At 65.6% G+C, this 19,759-nt stretch carries 23 protein-coding genes; 14 read left to right on the top strand and 9 right to left on the bottom strand.

Annotation, left to right across the window (positions count from 1 at the left end; all coding sequences use genetic code 11):
* Nucleotides 1-100: 100 nt before the first annotated feature.
* From B6V74_RS09935 to B6V74_RS09910, 6 genes are read left to right on the top strand one after another with little or no spacing between them, the layout of a single operon-like run.
* Complete coding sequence (locus tag B6V74_RS09935; protein ID WP_077701207.1) at nt 101-1,162, top strand: ABC transporter substrate-binding protein; 1,062 nt, start codon at nt 101-103, stop codon at nt 1,160-1,162.
* 58 nt (nt 1,163-1,220) lie between these two features.
* Entirely contained in the window at nt 1,221-2,021 is an 801-nt protein-coding gene (locus B6V74_RS09930) for an ABC transporter permease (protein ID WP_077701206.1), read from the top strand.
* Between the two features lie 2 nt (nt 2,022-2,023).
* Complete coding sequence (locus B6V74_RS09925) at nt 2,024-2,818, top strand: ABC transporter ATP-binding protein (protein WP_088722699.1); 795 nt, start codon at nt 2,024-2,026, stop codon at nt 2,816-2,818.
* Entirely contained in the window at nt 2,815-3,582 is a 768-nt protein-coding gene (locus tag B6V74_RS09920) for an SDR family oxidoreductase (protein WP_206185198.1), read from the top strand. Before B6V74_RS09925 ends, B6V74_RS09920 begins: the two co-directional genes overlap by 4 nt.
* Nucleotides 3,579-4,310: a 3-oxoacyl-ACP reductase family protein gene (locus B6V74_RS09915; protein WP_088722698.1), complete on the top strand. Its 732-nt coding sequence runs from the start codon at nt 3,579-3,581 to the stop codon at nt 4,308-4,310. Before B6V74_RS09920 ends, B6V74_RS09915 begins: the two co-directional genes overlap by 4 nt.
* 13 nt (nt 4,311-4,323) lie before the next feature.
* Nucleotides 4,324-5,292 carry an agmatinase gene (locus B6V74_RS09910; protein WP_075776575.1) on the top strand — a complete coding sequence of 323 codons (969 nt, stop codon included), beginning with the start codon at nt 4,324-4,326 and terminating at the stop codon, nt 5,290-5,292.
* Nucleotides 5,293-5,386: 94 nt separating this feature from the next.
* On the opposite strand, the gene B6V74_RS09905 is transcribed toward B6V74_RS09910, so the two are convergent.
* Nucleotides 5,387-5,749, bottom strand: a complete 363-nt coding sequence (locus tag B6V74_RS09905) for a hypothetical protein (RefSeq protein WP_088722697.1) — start codon at nt 5,747-5,749, stop codon at nt 5,387-5,389.
* A 475-nt stretch (nt 5,750-6,224) separates the two neighbouring features.
* Nucleotides 6,225-6,641 (bottom strand): cytochrome c, encoded by a 417-nt coding sequence (locus B6V74_RS09900; protein WP_075776577.1) that lies wholly within the window; start codon nt 6,639-6,641, stop codon nt 6,225-6,227.
* Nucleotides 6,642-7,159: 518 nt separating this feature from the next.
* Between B6V74_RS09900 and B6V74_RS09895 the strand changes: the two genes are divergently transcribed.
* The 3 genes from B6V74_RS09895 (at nt 7,160) to B6V74_RS09885 (ending at nt 10,607) form a co-directional block, all read left to right on the top strand.
* Nucleotides 7,160-8,032 carry a Crp/Fnr family transcriptional regulator gene (locus B6V74_RS09895; protein ID WP_088718713.1) on the top strand — a complete coding sequence of 291 codons (873 nt, stop codon included), beginning with the start codon at nt 7,160-7,162 and terminating at the stop codon, nt 8,030-8,032.
* 116 nt (nt 8,033-8,148) lie between these two features.
* Nucleotides 8,149-8,583 carry a hypothetical protein gene (locus B6V74_RS09890; RefSeq protein WP_088722696.1) on the top strand — a complete coding sequence of 145 codons (435 nt, stop codon included), beginning with the start codon at nt 8,149-8,151 and terminating at the stop codon, nt 8,581-8,583.
* Between the two features lie 65 nt (nt 8,584-8,648).
* Complete coding sequence (locus B6V74_RS09885; protein ID WP_168184209.1) at nt 8,649-10,607, top strand: PAS domain-containing sensor histidine kinase; 1,959 nt, start codon at nt 8,649-8,651, stop codon at nt 10,605-10,607.
* Here the strand turns inward: B6V74_RS09885 and B6V74_RS09880 are convergent.
* From B6V74_RS09880 to B6V74_RS18975, 4 genes are all read right to left on the bottom strand, one after another.
* A complete protein-coding gene (locus B6V74_RS09880) occupies nt 10,582-11,295 on the bottom strand; it encodes a response regulator transcription factor (RefSeq protein WP_088718716.1) in 714 nt (237 codons plus the stop codon). The two genes, B6V74_RS09885 and B6V74_RS09880, sit on opposite strands and share 26 nt — an antisense overlap.
* Nucleotides 11,296-11,651: 356 nt before the next feature.
* Complete coding sequence (locus tag B6V74_RS09875) at nt 11,652-12,017, bottom strand: hypothetical protein (protein WP_088722694.1); 366 nt, start codon at nt 12,015-12,017, stop codon at nt 11,652-11,654.
* Nucleotides 12,018-12,123: 106 nt separating this feature from the next.
* Nucleotides 12,124-12,570: a host attachment protein gene (locus tag B6V74_RS09870; RefSeq protein WP_075776583.1), complete on the bottom strand. Its 447-nt coding sequence runs from the start codon at nt 12,568-12,570 to the stop codon at nt 12,124-12,126.
* A gap of 8 nt (nt 12,571-12,578) precedes the next feature.
* Nucleotides 12,579-13,418 carry a universal stress protein gene (locus B6V74_RS18975; protein ID WP_075776584.1) on the bottom strand — a complete coding sequence of 280 codons (840 nt, stop codon included), beginning with the start codon at nt 13,416-13,418 and terminating at the stop codon, nt 12,579-12,581.
* Between the two features lie 198 nt (nt 13,419-13,616).
* Here B6V74_RS18975 and B6V74_RS18970 point away from each other — a divergent pair, with 198 nt between their 5' ends.
* Both B6V74_RS18970 and B6V74_RS09860 read left to right on the top strand, forming a co-directional pair.
* Nucleotides 13,617-14,192 (top strand): Hsp20/alpha crystallin family protein, encoded by a 576-nt coding sequence (locus tag B6V74_RS18970; protein WP_158275154.1) that lies wholly within the window; start codon nt 13,617-13,619, stop codon nt 14,190-14,192.
* Nucleotides 14,193-14,347: 155 nt separating this feature from the next.
* A complete protein-coding gene (locus B6V74_RS09860) occupies nt 14,348-14,773 on the top strand; it encodes a DUF2267 domain-containing protein (RefSeq protein WP_075776585.1) in 426 nt (141 codons plus the stop codon).
* A 16-nt stretch (nt 14,774-14,789) separates the two neighbouring features.
* Here the strand turns inward: B6V74_RS09860 and B6V74_RS09855 are convergent, their stop codons facing one another.
* Entirely contained in the window at nt 14,790-15,461 is a 672-nt protein-coding gene (locus B6V74_RS09855) for a phosphoribosyltransferase family protein (RefSeq protein ID WP_088722692.1), read from the bottom strand.
* 228 nt (nt 15,462-15,689) lie between these two features.
* Here B6V74_RS09855 and B6V74_RS09850 point away from each other — a divergent pair, with 228 nt between their 5' ends.
* The 3 genes from B6V74_RS09850 to B6V74_RS09840 all read left to right on the top strand — a co-directional run bounded on the left by B6V74_RS09850 (nt 15,690) and on the right by B6V74_RS09840 (nt 18,175).
* Nucleotides 15,690-16,400 (top strand): SDR family oxidoreductase, encoded by a 711-nt coding sequence (locus B6V74_RS09850; protein ID WP_088722691.1) that lies wholly within the window; start codon nt 15,690-15,692, stop codon nt 16,398-16,400.
* 19 nt (nt 16,401-16,419) lie between these two features.
* The gene (locus B6V74_RS09845) at nt 16,420-17,373 is read left to right on the top strand and encodes an aldo/keto reductase (protein ID WP_088722690.1); all 954 of its coding nucleotides are present in this window, start codon (nt 16,420-16,422) and stop codon (nt 17,371-17,373) included.
* 64 nt (nt 17,374-17,437) lie between these two features.
* The gene (locus B6V74_RS09840) at nt 17,438-18,175 is read left to right on the top strand and encodes a sulfite exporter TauE/SafE family protein (RefSeq protein WP_088722689.1); all 738 of its coding nucleotides are present in this window, start codon (nt 17,438-17,440) and stop codon (nt 18,173-18,175) included.
* On the opposite strand, the gene B6V74_RS09835 is transcribed toward B6V74_RS09840, so the two are convergent.
* Both B6V74_RS09835 and aroQ read right to left on the bottom strand, forming a co-directional pair.
* The gene (locus B6V74_RS09835; RefSeq protein ID WP_088722688.1) at nt 18,176-18,775 is read right to left on the bottom strand and encodes a DUF2927 domain-containing protein; all 600 of its coding nucleotides are present in this window, start codon (nt 18,773-18,775) and stop codon (nt 18,176-18,178) included.
* Nucleotides 18,776-18,936: 161 nt separating this feature from the next.
* Nucleotides 18,937-19,374 carry a type II 3-dehydroquinate dehydratase gene (aroQ, locus tag B6V74_RS09830; protein ID WP_088722687.1) on the bottom strand — a complete coding sequence of 146 codons (438 nt, stop codon included), beginning with the start codon at nt 19,372-19,374 and terminating at the stop codon, nt 18,937-18,939.
* Between the last annotated feature and the right edge of the window lie 385 nt (nt 19,375-19,759).

Genomic DNA, 19,759 nt, shown 5'->3' with positions numbered 1-19,759 from the left:
TCGTTTTTGGTCAAGACAAAATTTTTATTGCATAAAAGTTTTTATCTCATAAAGTTTTCTTCACAAGATCAAGAATCCATACCAACAGCGAGGTCCGCTTATGCGCTCCGTTCTCAAAATCGCCGCCGCCTCCGCGGTCGCCCTCTCCGCGGGCAGCCTCTCCGCTGCCGCCGCTGAAACCGTCAATGTCGGGGTCTGCGTCTCCTGGCCGGGCTATGCCATGCTCGAAGTCGCCAAGGAGCAGAACCTGATCCCCGATTACGATCTCAACATCACGATCTTCGAAGATCCGCTGGGCGGGCATGCCGCCCTCGCCGCGGGTCAGATCGACGTCTATGGTTGCACCGCCGATTACACGCCGCTGGTCGTGGATCGCGGCACCGACGTGGTGAACGTGGCGCAGCTCAACCCCTCCTACGGGGTCGATCACGTCATCCTCGCACCGGACACCGAGCCCGCCGACCTGCCGGGCAAGAAGGTCGCGGCCCCGCAGGCTTATATCGGCCAGCTGCTGATGGGGATCTGGCTCGATTCCGAGGGCATCACTCCCGATCAGGTGGAATGGGTGAACCTCAACGCCGATGAAGCCGTCGGTCCGATGATGTCGGGCGACCTGTCCGCCGCCTACATGTACGAGCCGTGGATTTCCAAGGTGCTCGAGGCGAAACCGGGCGCGCGCTCCATCGTCGACACCTCCGATCCGGAAATGCTCAAGACCGGGATCTTCATGGACGCGCTCTACATGAACAAGAAGTTCATCGCCGATAACCGCGAGGCGGCGCTGGCGGTACTGAAGGCGCGCTGGGATGGTCTGGCCTACTGGAACCAGCATACCGAAGAGGCCAACAAGATGATCGCCTCCTTCCTGCAATGGCCCGCCGAGGATGTCGGCTACGTTATCGGCACCAACGGCAAGTCCTTCGAGGGCGGCATCTACATGATGGATTTCGACGAGTCTGCCCGGCTCTGCGGCGTGCTCGACGGCGAAGGCCCGCTTGGCATGGCCAACGGCTCGATGGTCGACTCGATCGCGATGACCAATGACTGGTGGATCAAACTCGGCCTGATGGAAAACAAGGTCGATGCGTCGAAGGGCGTCGACTGCTCGCTGATGGGCGATCTGGTCAAGTCCGGCTACCGCCAGAGCCTGACCGCACACTAAGACACGCGGGAAGCGCCACGTCCCGGCGCTTCCCTTCCCCCAAGCCGGAGCATCTGCCTTGAGCGCCCGACCCACTCCCTTTCTTCAGCTGCGCAAGCCCGTGAACCGCCGTCAGAAGCTGCTTTCCGCGCTCGCCGTTTGGGTGCTGTTCTTCGGCATCTGGATCGTCGCCTCGGCCAGCGGTCTGGTGAACCCGCTTCTCGTCCCAGCCCCGCATCAGGTCTTCGCGACCACCTTCGATCTGTTCTTCAGTCGCGGGTTCAGCAGCGATGTCCTGATCTCCATCAGCCGCGTGCTGATCGCCTTCGCGCTGGCCAGCGCCGTGGCGGTGCCGCTGGGCGTGATGATGGGCTCCTTCCCCGCGATCGAGGCGTTCTTCGCCCCCTTCGTCTCCGCCTGGCGCTATCTGCCCGCGCCGTCCTTCATCCCGATCCTGCTAATGTGGTTCGGCACCGGCGAGGCCCCTAAACTGGCGCTGCTGTTCCTCGGGGTGATCTTCTTCCTGATCACGCTGATCATGGATCACACCAAGAACGTCCGCGAGGAACTCGTCGAGACTGCCCTCACGCTAGGCGCACCGCGCCGCAAGGTCGTGGCCCGCGTGATCTTCCCCGCCGTTCTGCCCGATATCGTGACCGCGATGCGCCAGATGCTGGCGATGACCTGGACCTATCTGGTGATCGCCGAGATCGTCGCCTCCACCACCGGCATCGGCGCGATGATGATGCGCGCGCGACGTTTCCTGAAGACCGATGAAATCCTGTCGGGGATCATCGTGATCGGGGTGCTGGGCCTGCTGTTCGACCTCGCCTTCTCCGCCCTGCATCGCTGGGCCTTCCCTTATCTGAGAAAGAGCTGAGCATGGCTGCCGAAACCGCATTGGAAATCCGCGAAATCACGAAGGAATTCGAGCTGTCGGGCGGGCGCAAGCTGGTCGCCGTCGAGGGCGCGGGCTTCACCGTCGAACGCAACTCCATCTGCGTCCTTCTCGGCCCGTCGGGCTGCGGGAAATCGACGATCCTGCGCATGATCGCGGGGCTCGAGACCCCGAGCGGCGGCGAGATCATCATCGGCGGCCGTCGCGTAGAGGGACCGGGCCGCGACCGGGGCATGGTCTTTCAGGCCTATACCTCCTTCGACTGGCTGACGGTGCGCAAGAATGTCGAGTTCGGGATGCAGATCAACGGCGTCCCGGCCGCCGAGCGCCGCGAACGCGCGGAGCGCTTCATAAATCTCGTAGGCCTCGGGAAATTCGCCGAAGCCTACCCGTCGCAACTCTCGGGCGGGATGCGTCAGCGCGTCGCCATCGCGCGCACGCTCGCCAATGACCCCGAGGTCTTGCTGATGGACGAGCCGTTCGGCGCACTCGATGCCGAGACCCGTTGGCTGATGCAGGAGCTGATGATCGACGTCGCCGAGAAGACCAACACGACGATGGTGATCGTCACCCACGATCTGGAGGAGGCGATTTTCCTCGCCGACAAGATCGTCTTTCTCTCGAGCCATCCGGGCCGAGTGAAAGAGGTGATCGTGCCCGAATTCAAGCAGGGCACGCGGATCGCCGACAAGGAAAAGGCCGTGAAACTGGAAGGCTACTCCGACTTGGAGGGGCATCTGATGCGGCTGATGAGAGAGGAAGGACGCGGCAAGGAATGAGTGTGACATTCGACTTCACCGGAAAGACCGTTCTGGTCACAGGCGCATCGAGCGGGATCGGCTATGGCATCGCCGAAGGGTTTGCCCGCGCCGGCGCCGACCTAATCATCCTGTCAGAGACCGACGCGATCTATGAGGCCGCCGAGAGCCTGCCCGGCAAGGTCCGCGCGATCCGCTGCGACATCGCCGAGGCGGAGATGGTGACCGAGGCGCTGGCCGATATCGAACGCGTCGATGTGCTGGTGAACAATGCAGGGCTCGAGCGCCCCACGCCGCTCACCGGCGACAATCCCACGGGCAACGCGATGTTCGAGCGGATCGTGGCGATCAACGTGACCGGCACGCAGAACGTGACCGACGCGCTGATCTCGCGCATTCCCGAGGGCGGGCGCATCGTGATCACCGCCTCGATCTGGGCGCGCACCGCCGTACCGGGCTTCTCGGCCTACGTCGCCAGCAAACACGCCCTTCTGGGGCTGACCCGGACATGGGCGCAGGAGCTGGGCCCTCGCGGCATCCGCGTCAACGCGATCTGCCCCGGCTGGGTGAAAACCGGGCCGGCGGCCAATTCGCTGCGGGAACTGGCGGTGTCCAGCGGGCGCAGCGAGGCCGAGGTCGAGGCCGAGATCATGGCCGCGCAAGCCATCGACGGGCTGATGGTGCCCGCCGACATGGCCGATCCGTATATGTTCCTCGCGTCCGAGGCTGGCGCGAATATCACCGGTCAGGCGCTCAACGTCGACCGCGGCGAGGTCATGTCATGAGCCTCGACGGTAAAGTTGCACTGGTCACCGGCGGCTCGCGCGGGATCGGGCGCGCCATCTCGCTGGCGCTGGCGGCACAAGGCGCGAAAGTCGCGTTCTGCCATCCCGACGATGCGCAGGCGCGCGAAACGCTCGCCGAACTTCAAAAGCTGACCGAGGCGGAATCCCTGCCCGCCGACGTCTCCGACGAGGCGCAGGTCGAGGGGATGTTCGACGCCGTCAAGTCGCGGTTCGGACGGATCGACATCCTCGTGAACAACGCGGGGATCCTGCGCGAAAGCCCGATTGCCGAGACGAAGATAGACGAGTTCGACCGCGTGATCGCGGTGAACCTGCGCGGCACATTCCTCGCCGCCCGTGCCTTCGTGCGCAGGGCCGAGGAAGGCCGGATCATCAATATCGCGAGCGATCTGGGTTTTCTCGGGCGCGAGGAAATGTCCGCCTATACCGCCTCTAAGGGCGGGATCATCGCGCTCACCCGGACACTCGCGCGCGAACTGGCACCGAAAGTCCTTGTCAACGCCATCGCGCCGGGCTCGATCGAGACCGACATGACGAGCCCCGCCTCGATGAGCCCCGAACAGCTGGCAATCGACATGGCGACGCCCCTCGCCCGGTTCGGCCAGCCCGAGGATATCGCCGCGATGGCCTGCTATCTCGCGGGCCCGCAGAGCAATTTCATCACCGGTCAATGCTTCGGCGTGAACGGTGGCAGTGTCATGACCTGACAGGAGCGACCCCATGTCCAGCGATCCCTTTTTCCACCCCGTTTCCGGCTTCGATCTACCCCGCTTCGCGGGCGTGCCGACCTTCATGCGCCTGCCGCATGTGCCGCTCGACGATCCGCGCCTGAGCGACGTGCAGATCGGTCTGATCGGCAGTCCGTGGGACTCCGGCACCACCAACCGTCCCGGCCCGCGCCACGGCCCGCGCCAGTTGCGCGATCTTTCGACGATGATCCGGGCGCAGAACGGCGCGACCGGCGTGCGCCCCTTCGAGATGGTCAACTGCGCCGATCTCGGCGATGTCTCCCCGAACCCCGCCGACATTCAGGACGCGATGGACCGGATCACCCGGTTTTTCGAGACGGTCCGCGAGCATGGAATCCGCCCGCTCACCGCAGGCGGCGACCACCTCAATTCGCTGCCGATCCTGCGCGCGTTGGGCACGCCCGAGCCGCTCGGCATGGTACATTTCGACAGCCATACCGACCTGTTCCACAGTTATTTCGGCGGCACCATGTACACGCATGGCACGCCCTTCCGCCGCGCCATCGAAGAAGAGCTGCTCGACCCGAAACGCGTGGTGCAGATCGGTATTCGCGGCTCCACCTATGATAGCGAAGATCGCGATTTTGCCGACAGCGTAGGCGTGCGCGTGATCCCGATCGAGGAGTTCCACGCCCGCGGCGTCGAGGATGTGATGACCGAGGCGCGTGAGATCGTCGGTTCCAAGCCCACCTATCTCTCCTACGATATCGACTTCATCGACCCGGCTTTCGCGCCCGGAACGGGCACGCCCGAGGTTGGCGGCCCGAATTCCTATCAGGCATTGCAGGTGATCCGTCTGCTCGACGGGGTGGATATCGTGGGCGCCGATCTCGTCGAGGTCTCCCCGCCCTTCGACCCTTCCGGCGCGACTGCCTTCCTCGGCGTCTCGGTGATGTTCGAGATCCTGTGCCAGATGGCCGTGACCATGACGCGCGGGTAACCGCGACCGCCCCATCCTGCCCTGTCCTGTCCCGGCATTTCGCAGGCCGCCCTTCACATTCCCGAGGACGGTCTGCGATGATCGCGGGACCGGCTCACCCCACCCAGCGCATCGCGTTCGCGCGGGTGCGATAAACCGGGGTCATATTGTTGGCGAGGCTCGCAGCGAGGTCGAGATCGGCGCTCAGCAAACTGGCGACCTCCTGCAGCGCGAGGCCGAGATAGCGCGCGATCTCTTGTGGAGAGAGGCCGAGATCGCGCAACGCCGAGACCTCCAATGTGCGGTCCGGTCCCGTTTTCCGAAGCCGCACTCCGGTCGGTCCGGCCGTGTCGTCCGGTCTGGCGCGCGCGCTCGGCAGCGGCCACGGAACGGTCTCCGGCGCGAGGCCATCGTCCCGCGACCTTCGCGGCTGCGGCAGAAGGTCAGAACTGTTCTCGGGGGTGATCCAACGAAACATCCGCACACTCCTTCGAGCTTGGCTATGACGCCTCCCAGCTAAAACCAATCCGGCCAGCCGCGCCATTGACCGCCGTCAATGCGAAACCCGCAAACCCTCTCGGACGGTCTGTCTGGGCGGGGTTTCGCCCATTTCTCGCAGAGGTTTGCGACAGGCGCGAGACAGGGTCACAGTTGCGCGAAAAAATTTGGTCAAAGCGCCGGAGAGTTTGGCCGCCCGGCCCCTGGGCGCGTCAAACGTGACGAAAGGCCATCGTCCGACGCGCGACGTCGATGTCTTCACATCGGAAATCACACGACAACGATGACCCTTCGATCGATGGAGCTCTCCGTGTCGGGGCGGACCGGCCACCGGGCCGCAGCGCGCAGCGTATCCGTATGGCGATCTCCGTATCGACTCCTCGCATCGATTTCGGAAGTCTGCGCGCGATCCGCGCGGCCTGCATTGACCAGCGACAATCGCGCGGCAGGTGCCTTCATTCCTGCAAGGTGGCGACATGCTCCGCGATCGCCAGCACCCGGCCCCGGATCACCGCCTCGGTTCCGAAACGCCCGACCAACGGCTCCAGCTCGTTGCGGAACAGCGCGCCGAAGACCGGCATCGGCCCGCCATGCCCGCGCACTTCCGTCCGCCCGTCGAGGATCTGGATAACCTTGAGCAGCGGGAACGTCCCGTCGTTGGCCGCAGACAACCCGGTCAGCGCGGGAATGTCCTGAATGAAGGCCTCTGCGAGCGGGCCGTCACCCTGCCCCTTCATGCCGTGACAGGCGGCACAATTGTCCGCATAAAGCTGCGCGCCCATCTCGTCGGACGTCATGGCGTCCTGAGCCGCGAGCGGTCCCGCCGCGCCGATCAAGACGAGAGCGAGCAGGAAAGGTCGAACCTGAGTCATTTGATATCCTCCCATATCGGTGGCCCAGCTTTCCCGCGGCGCGGTGCCGCGGCATTGTCCGCCGTCAATTCGGAGGCGCTGGCGGGGCGCGCCTGGTCCTACGCGCAGATAGCCGAGCCCCGCACCGGCGCCTTCGCTACGCCGCGATTGACGCCCGATAATGGCGCCTGCTCCGCGCTGGGGCATCATTTGGCATTCGCGGAAGGCTCGGGGTGACCTCGCTCGGTCGCCCCGGTCGAAGAGCATTTCGCGAATCCCGTCGGCCACCATGCGCCCCTCCCCGAGGCGTGGCCGGCGGGACCGAATTCATCGGCGTGGCGGTCTCTCTCCGCCGGCTTCTATCCCCATGCTCCGCGCAACAATATTGCGCACAACGCCGCTCAAATTTCATAAATTAACATTTCTCTACAATTCACCGCCTGACAGATGCCCTCCGACACGGCAAGATTCCTCTCGTCACGCAGGTGACCGTTGCCCGCGAACTGCCACCGACCGGGCGACCCAAGGGGGAGGGAAACATGTCAAGTATTCAGCCGATACGGCCGCAATTCGACGCGAAATGCGACGACTGCACGGCGCGCCAGACAGGGCTCTGCAGCGCTTTCGATCGTGACGCGCTACTCGATTTCGCCCGGCGCAGCTACCGTGAAACCTATCGCCAAGGGGCCGAAATCGCGGCACAGGGCGAAGCGGCGGACCGGATCGGGATCGTCGCATCCGGGCTCGTGAAACTCGTCGTTCTGACCGAAGGCGGCGACGAACACGTTCTGCAGATTCTGCGCACGGGCCACCTGATCGGCGACCCCGAACGCGAGGTGAACGGGTTCTCGAGCGAGGCCGCCACCGAGACCACCATCTGCTGGATGCCGCGCCAGACCTGGCACGGTTTTCTGCAGTCACATCCGCAAATCTTCCGGGGCTTCCTGTCGGCGCTGAACCGCCAATTCGAAGAATTGCAGATGAGCGTGGTGAAGATGCGCGGGCGCAGTACGGTGCAGCGGCTCGCGCTCTGGCTCGTGGAGCAGTTGCCCGGCGCGACCGAGGGCAGCACGCCGCAAATCCGCATCGTGCTGACCCGGCGCGATCTGGCCTCGCTGTTGGACATGACAGTGGAGACCCTGTGCCGCGCGCTGCACCAGATCGAGGAGCGCGGCGCGATCCGCCTGCTTGCGCCCGATCATCTCGCCGTCACCGATCTCGGGCGGTTGCGGCGACTTGCCAAGTTCCAGAACGAGCGGATCGGCGCGGCCCTTGCAGAACCCGCTCCCGCGCCGCGCCTGTCGGACTTCGACCGAGGGGCGATGGGCGGGAAAGCCGCGGCCATGCGTAGCGGCGCGGGACAAGCGCCCAAAGGCTCGCTGGCTGCCGCGTTTCCCGGGACGCGGCGCTAGGCAACCGCCCCGGGCCAAAGCAGGTTTCGCCACGCGCGCATTGATCTCCATCAATGCACGCGCCTGCCCCTGCGGCAAAGCTCGGGGAGCCGACATCAACTCCGGAGGAGGCTCCGATGCCCAGCTCGACCGACGCGACCGTGTACACCAATGCGGGCTACGCCGAACTGCTGAAACGCCTGCTTCCACCCGACGGACCGGACCCTGCGCTGCTTGGCCCCTTCGTCGCGATGCAGATGCAGGCGGCGGATCGGACATTGCAGTTCAACCAGGAATGGCTGCGCTTCACCACCGATCGGATCACCTGTGACCGCGCCCTGCTCGCCAATCTCGCCAATCCCGGCGATCCGGCGGCCATCGCCGCCGCGTGGTCGGAATTCGTCTCGGGCGCGATCGACGACTATTCCGCGCTCTATCGCCGCCTCTGGGGACAGGTCGCCGAGGAAATGACGGCGGCTGTGTTCGACACGCAAAAACAGGCGCAGGAGCTTTTCGTGACCTCACTGCAGGTCGCGGGCTCCGGAGAGAAGCGTCACGCGACGCCCGTATGAGAGCCCGCGCCAGCGGTTGGCGCGGCACGGGACGCGTGGTGCCAAGCGCGCAAGGAGTGGCGTCGATGGCAAATTCCGAACAGTGCAGGCCCGACCCGAGACCGGGCCACCGCGCTGCGGCGCTCGCCGAGGATCTGGAGGGCGTGGTCGATCTGATACCTGTTCCGGTCGCGGTGTTCGACACCGAGATGCGGTTCGTCGCGGCTTCGGCGGCGTTTCTGGCGGCCTACGGGGGCGATATCGCACATGCCGTCGGGTCGGACCATGACGCGTTGCTGCCGTGGCTGCCCACAGCCTGCCGCGACGCGCGCGGCAAAGCGCTGGCGGGCGAAACCGTGCAGTGCGACGAGAGCCGCACGATGCGTCCCGATGGCCGCGAGGCGTGGACCCGCTGGACCGTCGCACCGCTGCGCCGCGCAGGACAAGTCGCGGGGATCATCCTGATCATCGAGGACATCAGCGCCGAAAAGGAATTTCAACAGCTGACGGACCTGCGCGCGGAAGAGATCATCGAGGCGATGAAAGCCGCGGGAATTGCGTTCTTCGAGATGGATTTCGACCGCGACACGCTCGTCGCGACGGAGCCCGCCCGGCAACTCCTCGAGACGCAGGAGGTGCCCGACAGCTTCGACACGTGGATTGCCCTCGCCGCGCCCGAAGATCGTGTGCGCCTGAAAGAGGCGCATCGCGCGGCGATCGACCCCACGGGCAGCCGGAAATTCTCCATCGAGTTCAAGCTCGCCCGCAGCGCCGAGCCCAAGGTGATCGAATTGCGCGGGAACATCCGCTTCGACGAGAGCGCCGACCCGCCCCGCCCGGTCGGCGCTATCGGCGCAATCCTCGACCGGACCGAGCGCGCACGGATCGCGGCGGCGATGGTGCGCGGGCAGCGGATGGAAACCGTAGGCCGGATGGCGGGGCTGATCGCGCATGATTTCAACAATCTTCTGACCGTCATCCTGTCCAATCTGGAGCTGGCGGCGCGCACCGAGATGGCCGATCTCGCGCGCGGGCATCTCGAACGCGCCATCGACGCGACGCGGATCGGCGCGGGGTTCAACCAGCGGCTGCTGGCGCTCGCGGGGGCGCGGACGCCCAAACCGGTGCGCTTCGGCCTCGATGCGCAGCTCGCAGAGACATGGACGCTGCTCGAGCGGGTGCTCGGAGAACAGGTGCATCTGCGTCTCTTGCCGGGCGCGGATCGAGGCCAGATCTACATGGATCGCGGGGAACTGGACGGGGCGCTGCTCAATCTCGTCATCAATGCCCGCGATGCGATCTCGGCGGCTGGCACCATCACAATCCGGACCGGCAGCGCGCAGCTCGACGTGCAGCAGGCAGGCGAAATCGAAGGCGCGCGCCCGGGCAGGTTCCTGACGGTGAGCGTGAGCGATACCGGCCACGGCATGACGCCGGATGTGCGGAGGCAGGCGCTCGATCCGTTCTTCACCACCAAGGATGCGCGGGTCGGGAACGGGCTCGGGCTGACGAGCGTCGCGAGTTCGGTGGCGCGGGCGGGCGGTTTTCTCGACATCGACAGCGCCCCCGGCAAGGGCACGACGATCACGCTCTATCTTCCCGAGGTCGACGGGGATCCCATGCTTGCCACAGCCGAAGATCGCGACGTGCTGCGGATGGGTGACGGTCAACTCGTGCTCGTGGTCGAGGACGATCCGCTGGTGCGCGAGACGGTTCTCGACCGGCTGGAAGCCCTGGGATACGCGGTGATCGAGGCCGGGAATGCGCATCAGGCGCTGGAGCAGATCGAGGCGGGCGAGCCGGTGGAGCTGCTGTTTTCCGACATCGTCCTGCCCGGCAGTTGCTCGGGCTTCGACCTGGTCGATCGGGTGCGCGCCCGAGACCCCCGATTGCCGGTGCTTCTGACTTCGGGGCACGCATCGGAGAAATTCGCCGGGCGTCCGAAGGTCGAGCAAGAGATCGAATTGCTCACGAAACCCTATTCGCTCTCGACGTTGAGCGCAGCCGTCGCGCGCGCGCTCAACCCCGACGCGCCTCCTGGTTGATCTGCCCGGTGAAGACATAGCCCACGCCGCGCACCGAGCGGATCATCCGGGGCGACGCGTCTCCCGGTTCGATCTTGCGCCGCAGCCGGGCGATATGGGTGTCGATGGTGCGGTCGTAGGGCGACCAGTCGCGCCCGTGAAGAGCCCGGTTGATATCGTCGCGCGAGAGCACCTGCGCCGGGCGGCTGAGGAACAGCTCGAGCAGTTTCGTCTCGGTCCCGGTCAGGTCCTCGCGGCGCCCGTCGCGATGCTCGATCACACCCCGACGCAGGTCGATGCTGCTGTGATCGATATGGAGCCGGTCGACCGGCACGGCCCGCGTCCGGTATCCCTCGAGCACGCGGCGGATGCGGATCACCACTTCGCGCGCGGCAAAGGGTTTGACGATATAGTCGTCCGCCCCCGCCTCCAGCCCGCGTACCCGGTCTAGTGGCTGACCATATCCCGTGATGAAGACGACCGGAATGTTTCTGCGCCCGCGCAGCACCCGGGCCAAGGCAAACCCGTCATCGGCGCCGAGCCCCAGATCGAGCGTCACGAGGTCGATGCCGCCCGTTTCGATCTCGCGCAACATGCCGGCCGCGTCTTGCGCCTCGCGCACCGCCCAGCCTTCCGCCTCGAGACACTCCCGCAGCGCCGCACGCACGGCGGCATCATCTTCGACGATAAGAATTGTCTGCCGTTCCACAGGCGCCTCCTCCGAAGGTACGCCATGATCCCTTCGCCCTGCCGGTTCTGTCTTTGACCGTGATCAAGCGACGAAACGGGGCGCGGGCAATTAACCTTGAGCGCCGCGTGATCATCGGCCCCTCGCCAAAGCCCTTGAGCCGGTCGGGGCCTTGGCGCGAGACATGTCGGAAAATCACCGGTTGGACGGGACGCGAGTATACGGACGTTGTGCGCGGTGGAACTCGACCCCAGAATGCGCAGCGCGCGCTTCCGATGTGGAAACGCGCGCTACTCCCCCAACAGACCTGCAAGCAGTGTCGTTTTATCGACCCCAACCGCCCGCGCGGCCTGCACCCGTTCCCATGCCGCCAACTCTCAATTGCGGCGCTCCATCAGCAGGGCGACCAGCAGCCCGGTCCCCACCATCCCCAGCAGCACCCCGGCCCACGGCACGGGATGGCTGCGCACGCTGCGGCGCAGGTCGTGCTGCGCCTCGGTGAGCGCCTCGCGCATCTCGAAGACCGCGTCGCGGGCATCTTCCACGAACTCGTGGCCGCGCCGCGTCGCTTCGGCGCCAAGATCGCTGGCCCGCAACCGGCCATGACGACGCAGCGCCTGCGCCAGTTCCGTCACATCCTCGCGCAGATCATCGAGATCGGAGCGGATCGCCTCGACTGCCAGACGCTCGTGTTCCTCGATATCGGCGCGGTCGGGCGTGTCTTCGCTGGAGGACTTGGCCATGACACTTCTCCTCTGATCGGGTTCGACTCCGTGCGGCAGGGTCAGGATGCGAAGCCGCGAGGCGGCGCGCATTGATCGCTGTCACTGCAAAATGCAAATACGCGGGTCACGTCACCTTCAGCGCCTCCTGCAGTTTTTCGCGGAACTGGTTCGGCGAAAGGCTCGCAAGGTTAGAGCGGATTTCGCGGCTCACGCGCGCCGCGAGGGAATCGGGCATCGCCTCGCGCATCGCACCGAGCATGCGTGGCGGCGCGACGAGGACGAGCGTGTCGAACTCTCCCTCCCCGAGGCTGCGTTCGAGGCGGTCGCTCAGATCGCGGGCGAAGGCGAGTTCCTGAACATGGCTCGGATCACCATGCGGCGCCATCGCGGCCCGCCGCCCGGGCGATCCGATCGCGAAACTGCGCCCGGCCCTGTCGCGGTCTCGGTCGCGCGGGCGTGCATGTGGCGATTCAAGCTCGAAGACCAGCGCATGGCCCTCGGCATCGGCTAGCACATGCGCGCTGGCAGAGTTCATCACCACGATCCATTCGATTTTCTTCGGCTGGGGCATCGGCTCACCTATTTCGAAAACAGCACCGGCAGATGGGAAGTCTCCAACAGGCGCGTCGTCACCGCGCCGATCACGAAATCATAGAGGCGCGAATGACCGAACGCGCCGACGGCGATCAGCTCGGCGCCGCGTTCGCGCGCGGTATGCAGCAACTCGTCGCCCGCCTCCGACGTCGTTTTCATCCGGTCGAGAAGCGTCACGTCATATCCGCGCCGGTCGAGCGCCGTCGCCAGATCGTCGCGCAGATCGTCGACCGCCTGCCGCTCTCCCCCGGAGGGCGACACCGAGAGCAGATCGATCCGCGCGCCGCTGGCCGCAAGATAGAGCATGTCATGCGCCGCACGCATCGCCTCGCGGCTGCAGGAAACACCGAGAAGAACGTGCCGCGCGGGCCGCTCCAGCTTTGCGGTCTCGCTCACCACCAGCACCGGACGTCCGGTCTGGCGGATCAGTTGCTCCTGCAGACGGATGTCGCTCGCGCGGCCGGCATGGGGCGGCACCCGCGCCGAGACGACCAGATCGGCGGCGCGGCAGCTATCGACGAGAAAGTCGACCAGCGCGTCGCGCGTGTCGACCGGGCTGCGGAACTCTCCCTGAACATCCTCCGCCGTCAGCGCGTGCTCGAAGGTCTCGCGGATCGCGGCGGCCTCCTTGCGCTGCCAGTCGAGGAATTCGGGGTAGATAATCGGATCGCTCGCCAGATCGCCCCCCAACAGCGGCAGCGGCTCTACGCCATGCACCCCGATCAGATGGGCGTTGAAACCGCGACACAACCCGGCCGTCATCGGGGCGAGCCATCGGGCGTCGTCGGTCTCGAGAAAGGCGGCGGCAACGGTGCGCGGAATCATCTTCGGGCTCCTGGGTGGCTGGCATCGCGCCGAGACTGCGCCGCTGCGGGCGATGCGGCATTGATCGCGCGCAACGTCGGAGCGGTTCGGAACCATCGGTCCGCCGCGCCCCCTATGCGCGCCGTCAATGCGCAAGCCGCACCGGTCGTGACAGCTTCGATGGCGTTCTACCAAGACACTTCGCATGGGAGATCCAGCATGACACCACAAGCCACCGAGATCGGCGTCAAGCACGAGAGCGCCCCGCCGACCAGCAAGCCCCCGAGCGCCGAAACAACGGCGAAACCTCCAGCCTCCAGCGCCGCCCCGCCCGCGCGGGGGCGCGATGTCTTCGCGATGCTGCGTTCCGAGATCGACCGCCTGTTCGACGACTTTGCGCGTCCCGGAGCCGGATGGCCGCGCGCCCTGACCCTGCCGTCGGGCTTCGGCGACCTTTCGCTCTCCGCGCCCGCGATGGATTTCGTCGCGAATGACGGAAGCTACGAGCTGCGCGTCGACATGCCCGGGCTCAAGCCCGAGGAGATCGAGCTCAAGCTCGACGACGGACGCCTGAAGATCCGCGGAGAAAGCTCCAGCAAGCGCGAGACGCATGAGGGCGACTACGTCGTGCAGGAACGGAGCTCCGGCAGGCTCGAACGCACGATCACCTTGCCGCGCGGGGTCGATCCAGACCGCATCGACGCGGTTCTGAGCGACGGGGTTCTGACCGTGACCCTGCCGAAAACCACCGAAGCGCGCGAGAAAGACCGGCGCATCGCGGTCAAGGCGCAATAATTGCGCATGACCGGAGGCTTGCCCCGTGCGCCGCAACCGTTAGGCGCGCGGGGCCGCCCCAAATCTGGAAGGACAATCCTGCTGATCGCGGAATACCTCGCGAGTATCCAAAGCTGAGGCGGTGTCTTCAGCACTTCGACCGGGAGGTTCGACCGATGAAAGTGACCGGCCTGAGCGCCATCGACCACGCCCCGCAGATCGTGGCGGAATGGCTCAACGATCTGGAATATCGTCTGGACAACAAGGATCGCAGCCACGCCTATCTGCTGCTGCGTACCACCTTGCATGCGATCCGCGATTTCCTGACCACCGCGGAAGCGGCCGATCTCGGGGCGCAGCTTCCAGTGTTGCTGCGCGGCATCTACTATGACGGTTTTGTGCCCTCCCGCCAGCCCGCGCATCCGCGCAATCGCGATGCCTTCGTGGCGAGGGTCACGGAGGCGTTCGCAGACCGCCCGCTCGACGATCCCGAAGCGGAGGTGGCGGCGGTGTTCGATCTGTTGCACGAGCGGATTTCCGAGGGCGAATACCGGCAGGTGACGCAGGCGATGCGTCATTCGTTGCGCAGCCTCCTGGCCTGATCGCGCCGCTGGGCCGCTATGCCGGATCCTTGCCCAAGGGGCGCGCCCGCGCCTTCGCGAGAATTTGCGTGACCTCGGCGTCCGGCACCTGATCGAAATAGGTGTAATAGGCCCCGACCGCCCCGAAGAATTCCACCTCGAGCGGGCAGACCACGCGGTCGGCCTCGGTGCGGATCGCCTCCAACGCGTCGGTGGCGCCGACCGGGGTCGCACAGACCAGCTCGGCTGGACCGGCGGCGCGCACTGCCCGCAACGCCGCGCGCATCGTGGCCCCCGTGGCCACCCCATCATCCACGAGGATCGCGACCCGCCCGGCCAGCGGCAGCCCCGGGGCCCCGTAAAGCTTGATCCGGTCCGCGATCACCTCGCGTTCGCGGGCTGCGAGACGCTCCAGCGTCGCCGCGTCGCAGCCGGTGGCGCGGATCACGTCCGCGTTGCGCACGATCACCTCGCCGCGAAGACCCGCGATCGCTGCAAGCGCCACTTCGGGATTGCTGGGCGCGCCGAGCTTGCGCACGAAGACGAGGTCCAGCGACAGATCGAGACGCTCCGCGATCTCCCACGCGATCGGCACCCCACCGCGCGGCAGGGCGAGCACCACCGCGTCGCGCCCGCGATAGGCGTCGAGCTTTCGGGCGAGGATGATCCCCGCCTCCCTCCGGTCGGTGTAACCTTCGAAATCGGACATCCGGATGAGCCTCTGCAGGGGCGTATTCGACCGTAAGCCTGCCGTGCCCTCCGGCCCGTGGCATTGATTTCGAACAACGAGGGCGGATTTGTTTTCGCTCTGCTGGGTCTTGCGCAGCCCGCGCCCGGCGCAAAGAATTTCGGGACGATCTCGCGCAGGGCCCTAAGTCGATTTGAAGCGCAGACCGCCCCGCCCTCACCGCGGGCCCGACAGGAGGAGACCATCGTCATGAGTTTGAAAGACAACCGCATTCTCGTCGTCGGCGGTTCGTCCGGCATCGGCTTCGGCGTGGCGCAGGCGGCGCTCGCGCGCGGCGCGCAGGTGACCATCGCCTCCCGCTCGGCTCAGAAGATCGAGGATGCCTGCAAACGGCTGGGCGGCAAAGTCGCGGGCGTCACGCTCGATACCGGCGACGCCGCCGCGCTGGAGGCGTTTTTCGCGGAGCGCGAAGCGTGGGAACATGTCTACTGCTCGGCAGCGAGCACCAAGGTCGCGGCGGTGAAGGAGTTGTCGCTGGAGGACGCGCAGGCCTCGTTCGAGTCGAAGTTCTGGGGCGCTTATCGGCTCGCTCGTGCGGCGAAGATCGGCCACGGCGGCTCGCTCACCTTCACCTCGGGCTTTCTGTCGAAGCGGCCCAAGGCAGGCGCGGCGATCCAGGGCGCGATCAATGCCGGCCTCGAGGGGCTGACCCGTGGCCTCGCGCTGGAATTCGCGCCGGTGCGGGTTAACTGCATCTCTCCCGGGCTGGTGAAAACCGAGATGTACGAGACCCTTGAAGGCGACAGCCGCCGCGCGATGTTCGACAATGCCGCGGACCGCCTTCCTGCGGGTCGCGTGGGCCTGCCCGAGCATATCGCGATTCAGGCGCTCGCCCTGATGGACAACCCTTACATGACCGGCACCACCGTCTTCGTCGAAGGTGGTGGGCTGCTGGTCTGAGCAAGCGAAAGGACCTCCCATGAAACGCACAGCTCTCGGAACGACCGGCTTCGAGATCGCCCCCATCGTCTTCGGTGGCAATGTCTTCGGCTGGACGCTCGACGAGGTCGCAAGCTTCCGCATTCTCGACGCTTTCATCGACCACGGCTTCGACGCGATCGACACCGCCGATGTCTATTCGAAATGGGCCGAGGGCAATGCGGGCGGCGAGTCCGAGACGGTTCTTGGCCGCTGGTTCGACGCACGCCCCGGAATGCGCGACAAGGTGAAGCTGTTCACCAAGGTCGGCTCGGATATGGGCGGCCCGGGCGAGAAAGGCCTCGGCGCGGAGTGGATTTCCAAGGCCATCGAGCGGTCGCTGGCGCGGCTGCGCACCGATCACGTCGATCTCTATTTCTCGCATTGGCCCGATGACAGCGTGAGCCATGCCGAGACGCTGGGCGCCTATGACAAGCTTCTCAAAGCGGGCAAGATCGGCGCGATCGGAGCGTCGAATTACGATGCCGCCATGCTGAAAGCGGCGCTGGAGACTGCCGATAGCGAGGGGTTGCCGCGCTATCAGGTGATCCAGCCGGAATATAACCTTTATGACCGCGAGGCTTTCGACGGGCCGTTGCGCGATCTCTGTGTGAGCAAGACTATCGGGGTGGTCACCTATTTCTCGCTCGCCGCCGGGTTCCTGTCGGGCAAGTATCGCTCGAAAGCCGATCTGGAGGGCCGCAAGCGCGGCGGGATGGTCGAGAAATACCTCACCGATCGCGGCATGGCGCTTCTCGACGTGCTCGAAGACGTGGCGAGCCAGAAAGGCGCGAAACCCGCCGAGGTGGCCATCGCCTGGCTGATCAACCGGGAGGGCGTCAGCGCCCCGATCGCCAGCGCTACCAGCATCGAGCAGGTGGAAAGCTTCGCGAAGGCCGCGGAGATGACGCTCAGCGACGAAGAGATGCGCCGCCTCACAGACGCGGGCGCCTGATCGCCTTCTTTCGGGTGGCCCGCCGGGCCGCCCGCTTCTCCCCTCCTGACCGGACACCGTTCACATGTATGAAACCGTTTTGCTGATCGTCGCGGCGCTGGTCGTCGGCATGTCGAAGGGAGGGCTTTCGTCCGCTGCGGCCATCGCGGTGCCAATGCTCGCGCTGTTCATGAACCCGGTGAAGGCGGCAGCCACGCTACTGCCGGTCTATATCGTGACCGACTGGGTGGGCGTCTGGCTCTACCGTCACCATTTTTCCAAGCGGAACCTGTTCATTCTCGTGCCCGCGATGCTTGCCGGCGTCGCCATCGCGACCGTGATCACGCCCTACACGCCGGAATGGGCGTTGCTCATCTTCACCGGGCTGATCGGGATATGGCATGTCGGGCGCGCCTGGCTGAAACGGCATGACGACAGCCAGGCCGAGGCCAAGGTGATCCCGGGGCTGTTCTGGGGCACGCTCACCGGGATCGCGACCTTCATCACCCATTCCGGCTCGCCGCCTGCGCAGGCCTACCTGCTACCGCAGAAGCTGCCCAAGCTGGAATTCGCGGGCACAATCGCCATCGCCTTCGCCATCGGAAATATCGTGAAACTGCCCGCCTATTGGGTGATAGGTCAGCTCGATGGGCTGAACTGGCCCCTTGTCGCGGGGCTGGCCGTGGCGGGGATCGCAGGAACCGTTGCGGGGCGTTGGCTGACCGCGCGGCTGTCGCAGCAACTCTACATGCGGGTTATCCAGATCATGCTGGCAGTGCTGTCGGTCCTGCTGCTGATCCGCGGCGCGACGCAGGTGATGTGATCAGCGCGGCGGGTAATGGCTGCGCAGCGCCATCGCGTCCTGCCCGATCAGCCGCGTGACCGAATTCCCGTCCTCCGAGAAAATCGAGCTTTGGGTGTAATACGGATCTTCCAGATCGGTCGAGAAACCGAGCGATTGCACGATCTCTTCCAGCACGACCGAGCGGATATCGCGCATCTGGATGTCCCGGCTGAAGGCGATATCGGCATCCATGATCCGGCCCGTGCTGGTCTGCCAGTAGAAGGTCACCTTCGCGACCGTGCCCGGTCCCAGTCGCCGGCCATTGAGCCGCATCGATGGTGTGCCGCGCACCGTGCCGCCCACGGGCGTGTCGGTCAGGTAGAGCTTGATATCGGCGGGACGCGCCCCGGCATAGCTAAGGTGCAACGCAGCGCCGGTCTTGTTGATCTGCGCGATCGCGGCCCGGGCGGCCTGCTCGATGGCATGGGCGCGCTTGGCGGGAAAATGCTGTGAGCGGAAGGCGAGGCCGACCGTCAGATCGCGGCATTTGCTGGCCGCCCAGCGGCGGTAGGGCAAGGTGCAGGCGCCCCCAGGCCGCGCGGCGCAGGCCATCGCGCGATAGAAGTCGCGGTCGCTCATCTTGCCGGAATTGGCAATGTTCCGGTCGGCGCCGGTGTCGCTCGCCCAGGCGGGGGCCGCAAGGTTGAGTGCAAGTGCGAGGCAGGTCGCGCCCGGGATCAGACCGAACGCAATTCTAAGTTTTTTCTCAAACGCTTGCAGACCGATCTTAAAGCCCCCTCTTAACTCAGAACCGAACAGGCGCGGCGGGTTGCGAGCGCGTAACCCTCGATCCCGAAGCCTGCCAGAACCCCCTCCGCCCGTTGCGAGATGTAGGAATGATGGCGGAAGCTTTCCCGCTTGTGAACATTGGAAATATGCACTTCGAAGACCGGGCCTTCGAAGGTGTTGAGCGCATCGAGGATCGCGACGGAAGTGTGGGTGTAGGCCCCCGCATTGATCACGATGGCACAGGCCTCGTCGCGCGCATGGTGAATCTGCTCGACGATTTCGCCCTCGAAATTCGACTGGAACAGCGCGACATCGAAGCCGCGGGGCTGCGCCTCCTCGCGGCAAATCCGCTCCACGTCCTCGAGCGTGTCCGAGCCGTAGATCTCGGGCTGGCGCTTGCCCAGAAGGTTCAGGTTCGGGCCGTTGAGGATATGGATTTTCTTCGACATTCTGCGCTCCGAGTGGCGCGTGAGGCAGGCGCGCCCTGCCCCCTCGCGCGGATCAATTCCCCCAAGCTATAGTGTCTTGCGCGGCCCTCCGTCCAGCAAAAGGGCGTGATCGGTTGCGGCGGCGAGCGGTCGCTGACACCACGACACCCACCAGCGCATCCTAGATCCCCGCCTCGGCCTTGCTGAACAGTTGCGGCGGCGGATGTCGCGCGACCAATGCGATGGCCACTCCGCCCCCGTCCAGCGTGCGAAAACAAATCGCACGTAGCGGCCGCCAAGGACTTGGCAGCGGGGCCGTTTTCGCCCACTCTGTCGGCGAGGGCTGAAGGCGATGGCGTCGCCAGCGCGTTGCGCGCCCGCCCGATCACCCGTCCTGTACGCCGGG

Origin of the sequence: Thioclava sp. F42-5 (assembly GCF_002213195.1) — a bacterium.
GTDB lineage: Bacteria > Pseudomonadota > Alphaproteobacteria > Rhodobacterales > Rhodobacteraceae > Thioclava > Thioclava nitratireducens.
Note: the sequence above shows the minus strand (reverse complement) of the source record. Positions and strands in the feature narration are given on the sequence as shown.

Coding starts and splice junctions, on each gene's coding strand:
- B6V74_RS09835 (WP_088722688.1), bottom strand. CDS start 18,775: ATGAGCGACCGCGACTTCTATCGCGCGATGGCCTGCGCCGCGCGGCCT.
- B6V74_RS18970 (WP_158275154.1), top strand. CDS start 13,617: ATGACACCACAAGCCACCGAGATCGGCGTCAAGCACGAGAGCGCCCCG.
- B6V74_RS09920 (WP_206185198.1), top strand. CDS start 2,815: ATGAGTGTGACATTCGACTTCACCGGAAAGACCGTTCTGGTCACAGGC.
- B6V74_RS09890 (WP_088722696.1), top strand. CDS start 8,149: ATGCCCAGCTCGACCGACGCGACCGTGTACACCAATGCGGGCTACGCC.
- B6V74_RS09855 (WP_088722692.1), bottom strand. CDS start 15,461: ATGTCCGATTTCGAAGGTTACACCGACCGGAGGGAGGCGGGGATCATC.
- B6V74_RS09850 (WP_088722691.1), top strand. CDS start 15,690: ATGAGTTTGAAAGACAACCGCATTCTCGTCGTCGGCGGTTCGTCCGGC.
- B6V74_RS09910 (WP_075776575.1), top strand. CDS start 4,324: ATGTCCAGCGATCCCTTTTTCCACCCCGTTTCCGGCTTCGATCTACCC.
- B6V74_RS09895 (WP_088718713.1), top strand. CDS start 7,160: ATGTCAAGTATTCAGCCGATACGGCCGCAATTCGACGCGAAATGCGAC.
- B6V74_RS09905 (WP_088722697.1), bottom strand. CDS start 5,749: ATGTTTCGTTGGATCACCCCCGAGAACAGTTCTGACCTTCTGCCGCAG.
- B6V74_RS09885 (WP_168184209.1), top strand. CDS start 8,649: ATGGCAAATTCCGAACAGTGCAGGCCCGACCCGAGACCGGGCCACCGC.
- B6V74_RS09875 (WP_088722694.1), bottom strand. CDS start 12,017: ATGGCCAAGTCCTCCAGCGAAGACACGCCCGACCGCGCCGATATCGAG.
- B6V74_RS09845 (WP_088722690.1), top strand. CDS start 16,420: ATGAAACGCACAGCTCTCGGAACGACCGGCTTCGAGATCGCCCCCATC.
- B6V74_RS09925 (WP_088722699.1), top strand. CDS start 2,024: ATGGCTGCCGAAACCGCATTGGAAATCCGCGAAATCACGAAGGAATTC.
- B6V74_RS18975 (WP_075776584.1), bottom strand. CDS start 13,418: ATGATTCCGCGCACCGTTGCCGCCGCCTTTCTCGAGACCGACGACGCC.
- B6V74_RS09900 (WP_075776577.1), bottom strand. CDS start 6,641: ATGACTCAGGTTCGACCTTTCCTGCTCGCTCTCGTCTTGATCGGCGCG.
- B6V74_RS09935 (WP_077701207.1), top strand. CDS start 101: ATGCGCTCCGTTCTCAAAATCGCCGCCGCCTCCGCGGTCGCCCTCTCC.
- B6V74_RS09870 (WP_075776583.1), bottom strand. CDS start 12,570: ATGCCCCAGCCGAAGAAAATCGAATGGATCGTGGTGATGAACTCTGCC.
- B6V74_RS09840 (WP_088722689.1), top strand. CDS start 17,438: ATGTATGAAACCGTTTTGCTGATCGTCGCGGCGCTGGTCGTCGGCATG.
- B6V74_RS09915 (WP_088722698.1), top strand. CDS start 3,579: ATGAGCCTCGACGGTAAAGTTGCACTGGTCACCGGCGGCTCGCGCGGG.
- B6V74_RS09860 (WP_075776585.1), top strand. CDS start 14,348: ATGAAAGTGACCGGCCTGAGCGCCATCGACCACGCCCCGCAGATCGTG.
- aroQ (WP_088722687.1), bottom strand. CDS start 19,374: ATGTCGAAGAAAATCCATATCCTCAACGGCCCGAACCTGAACCTTCTG.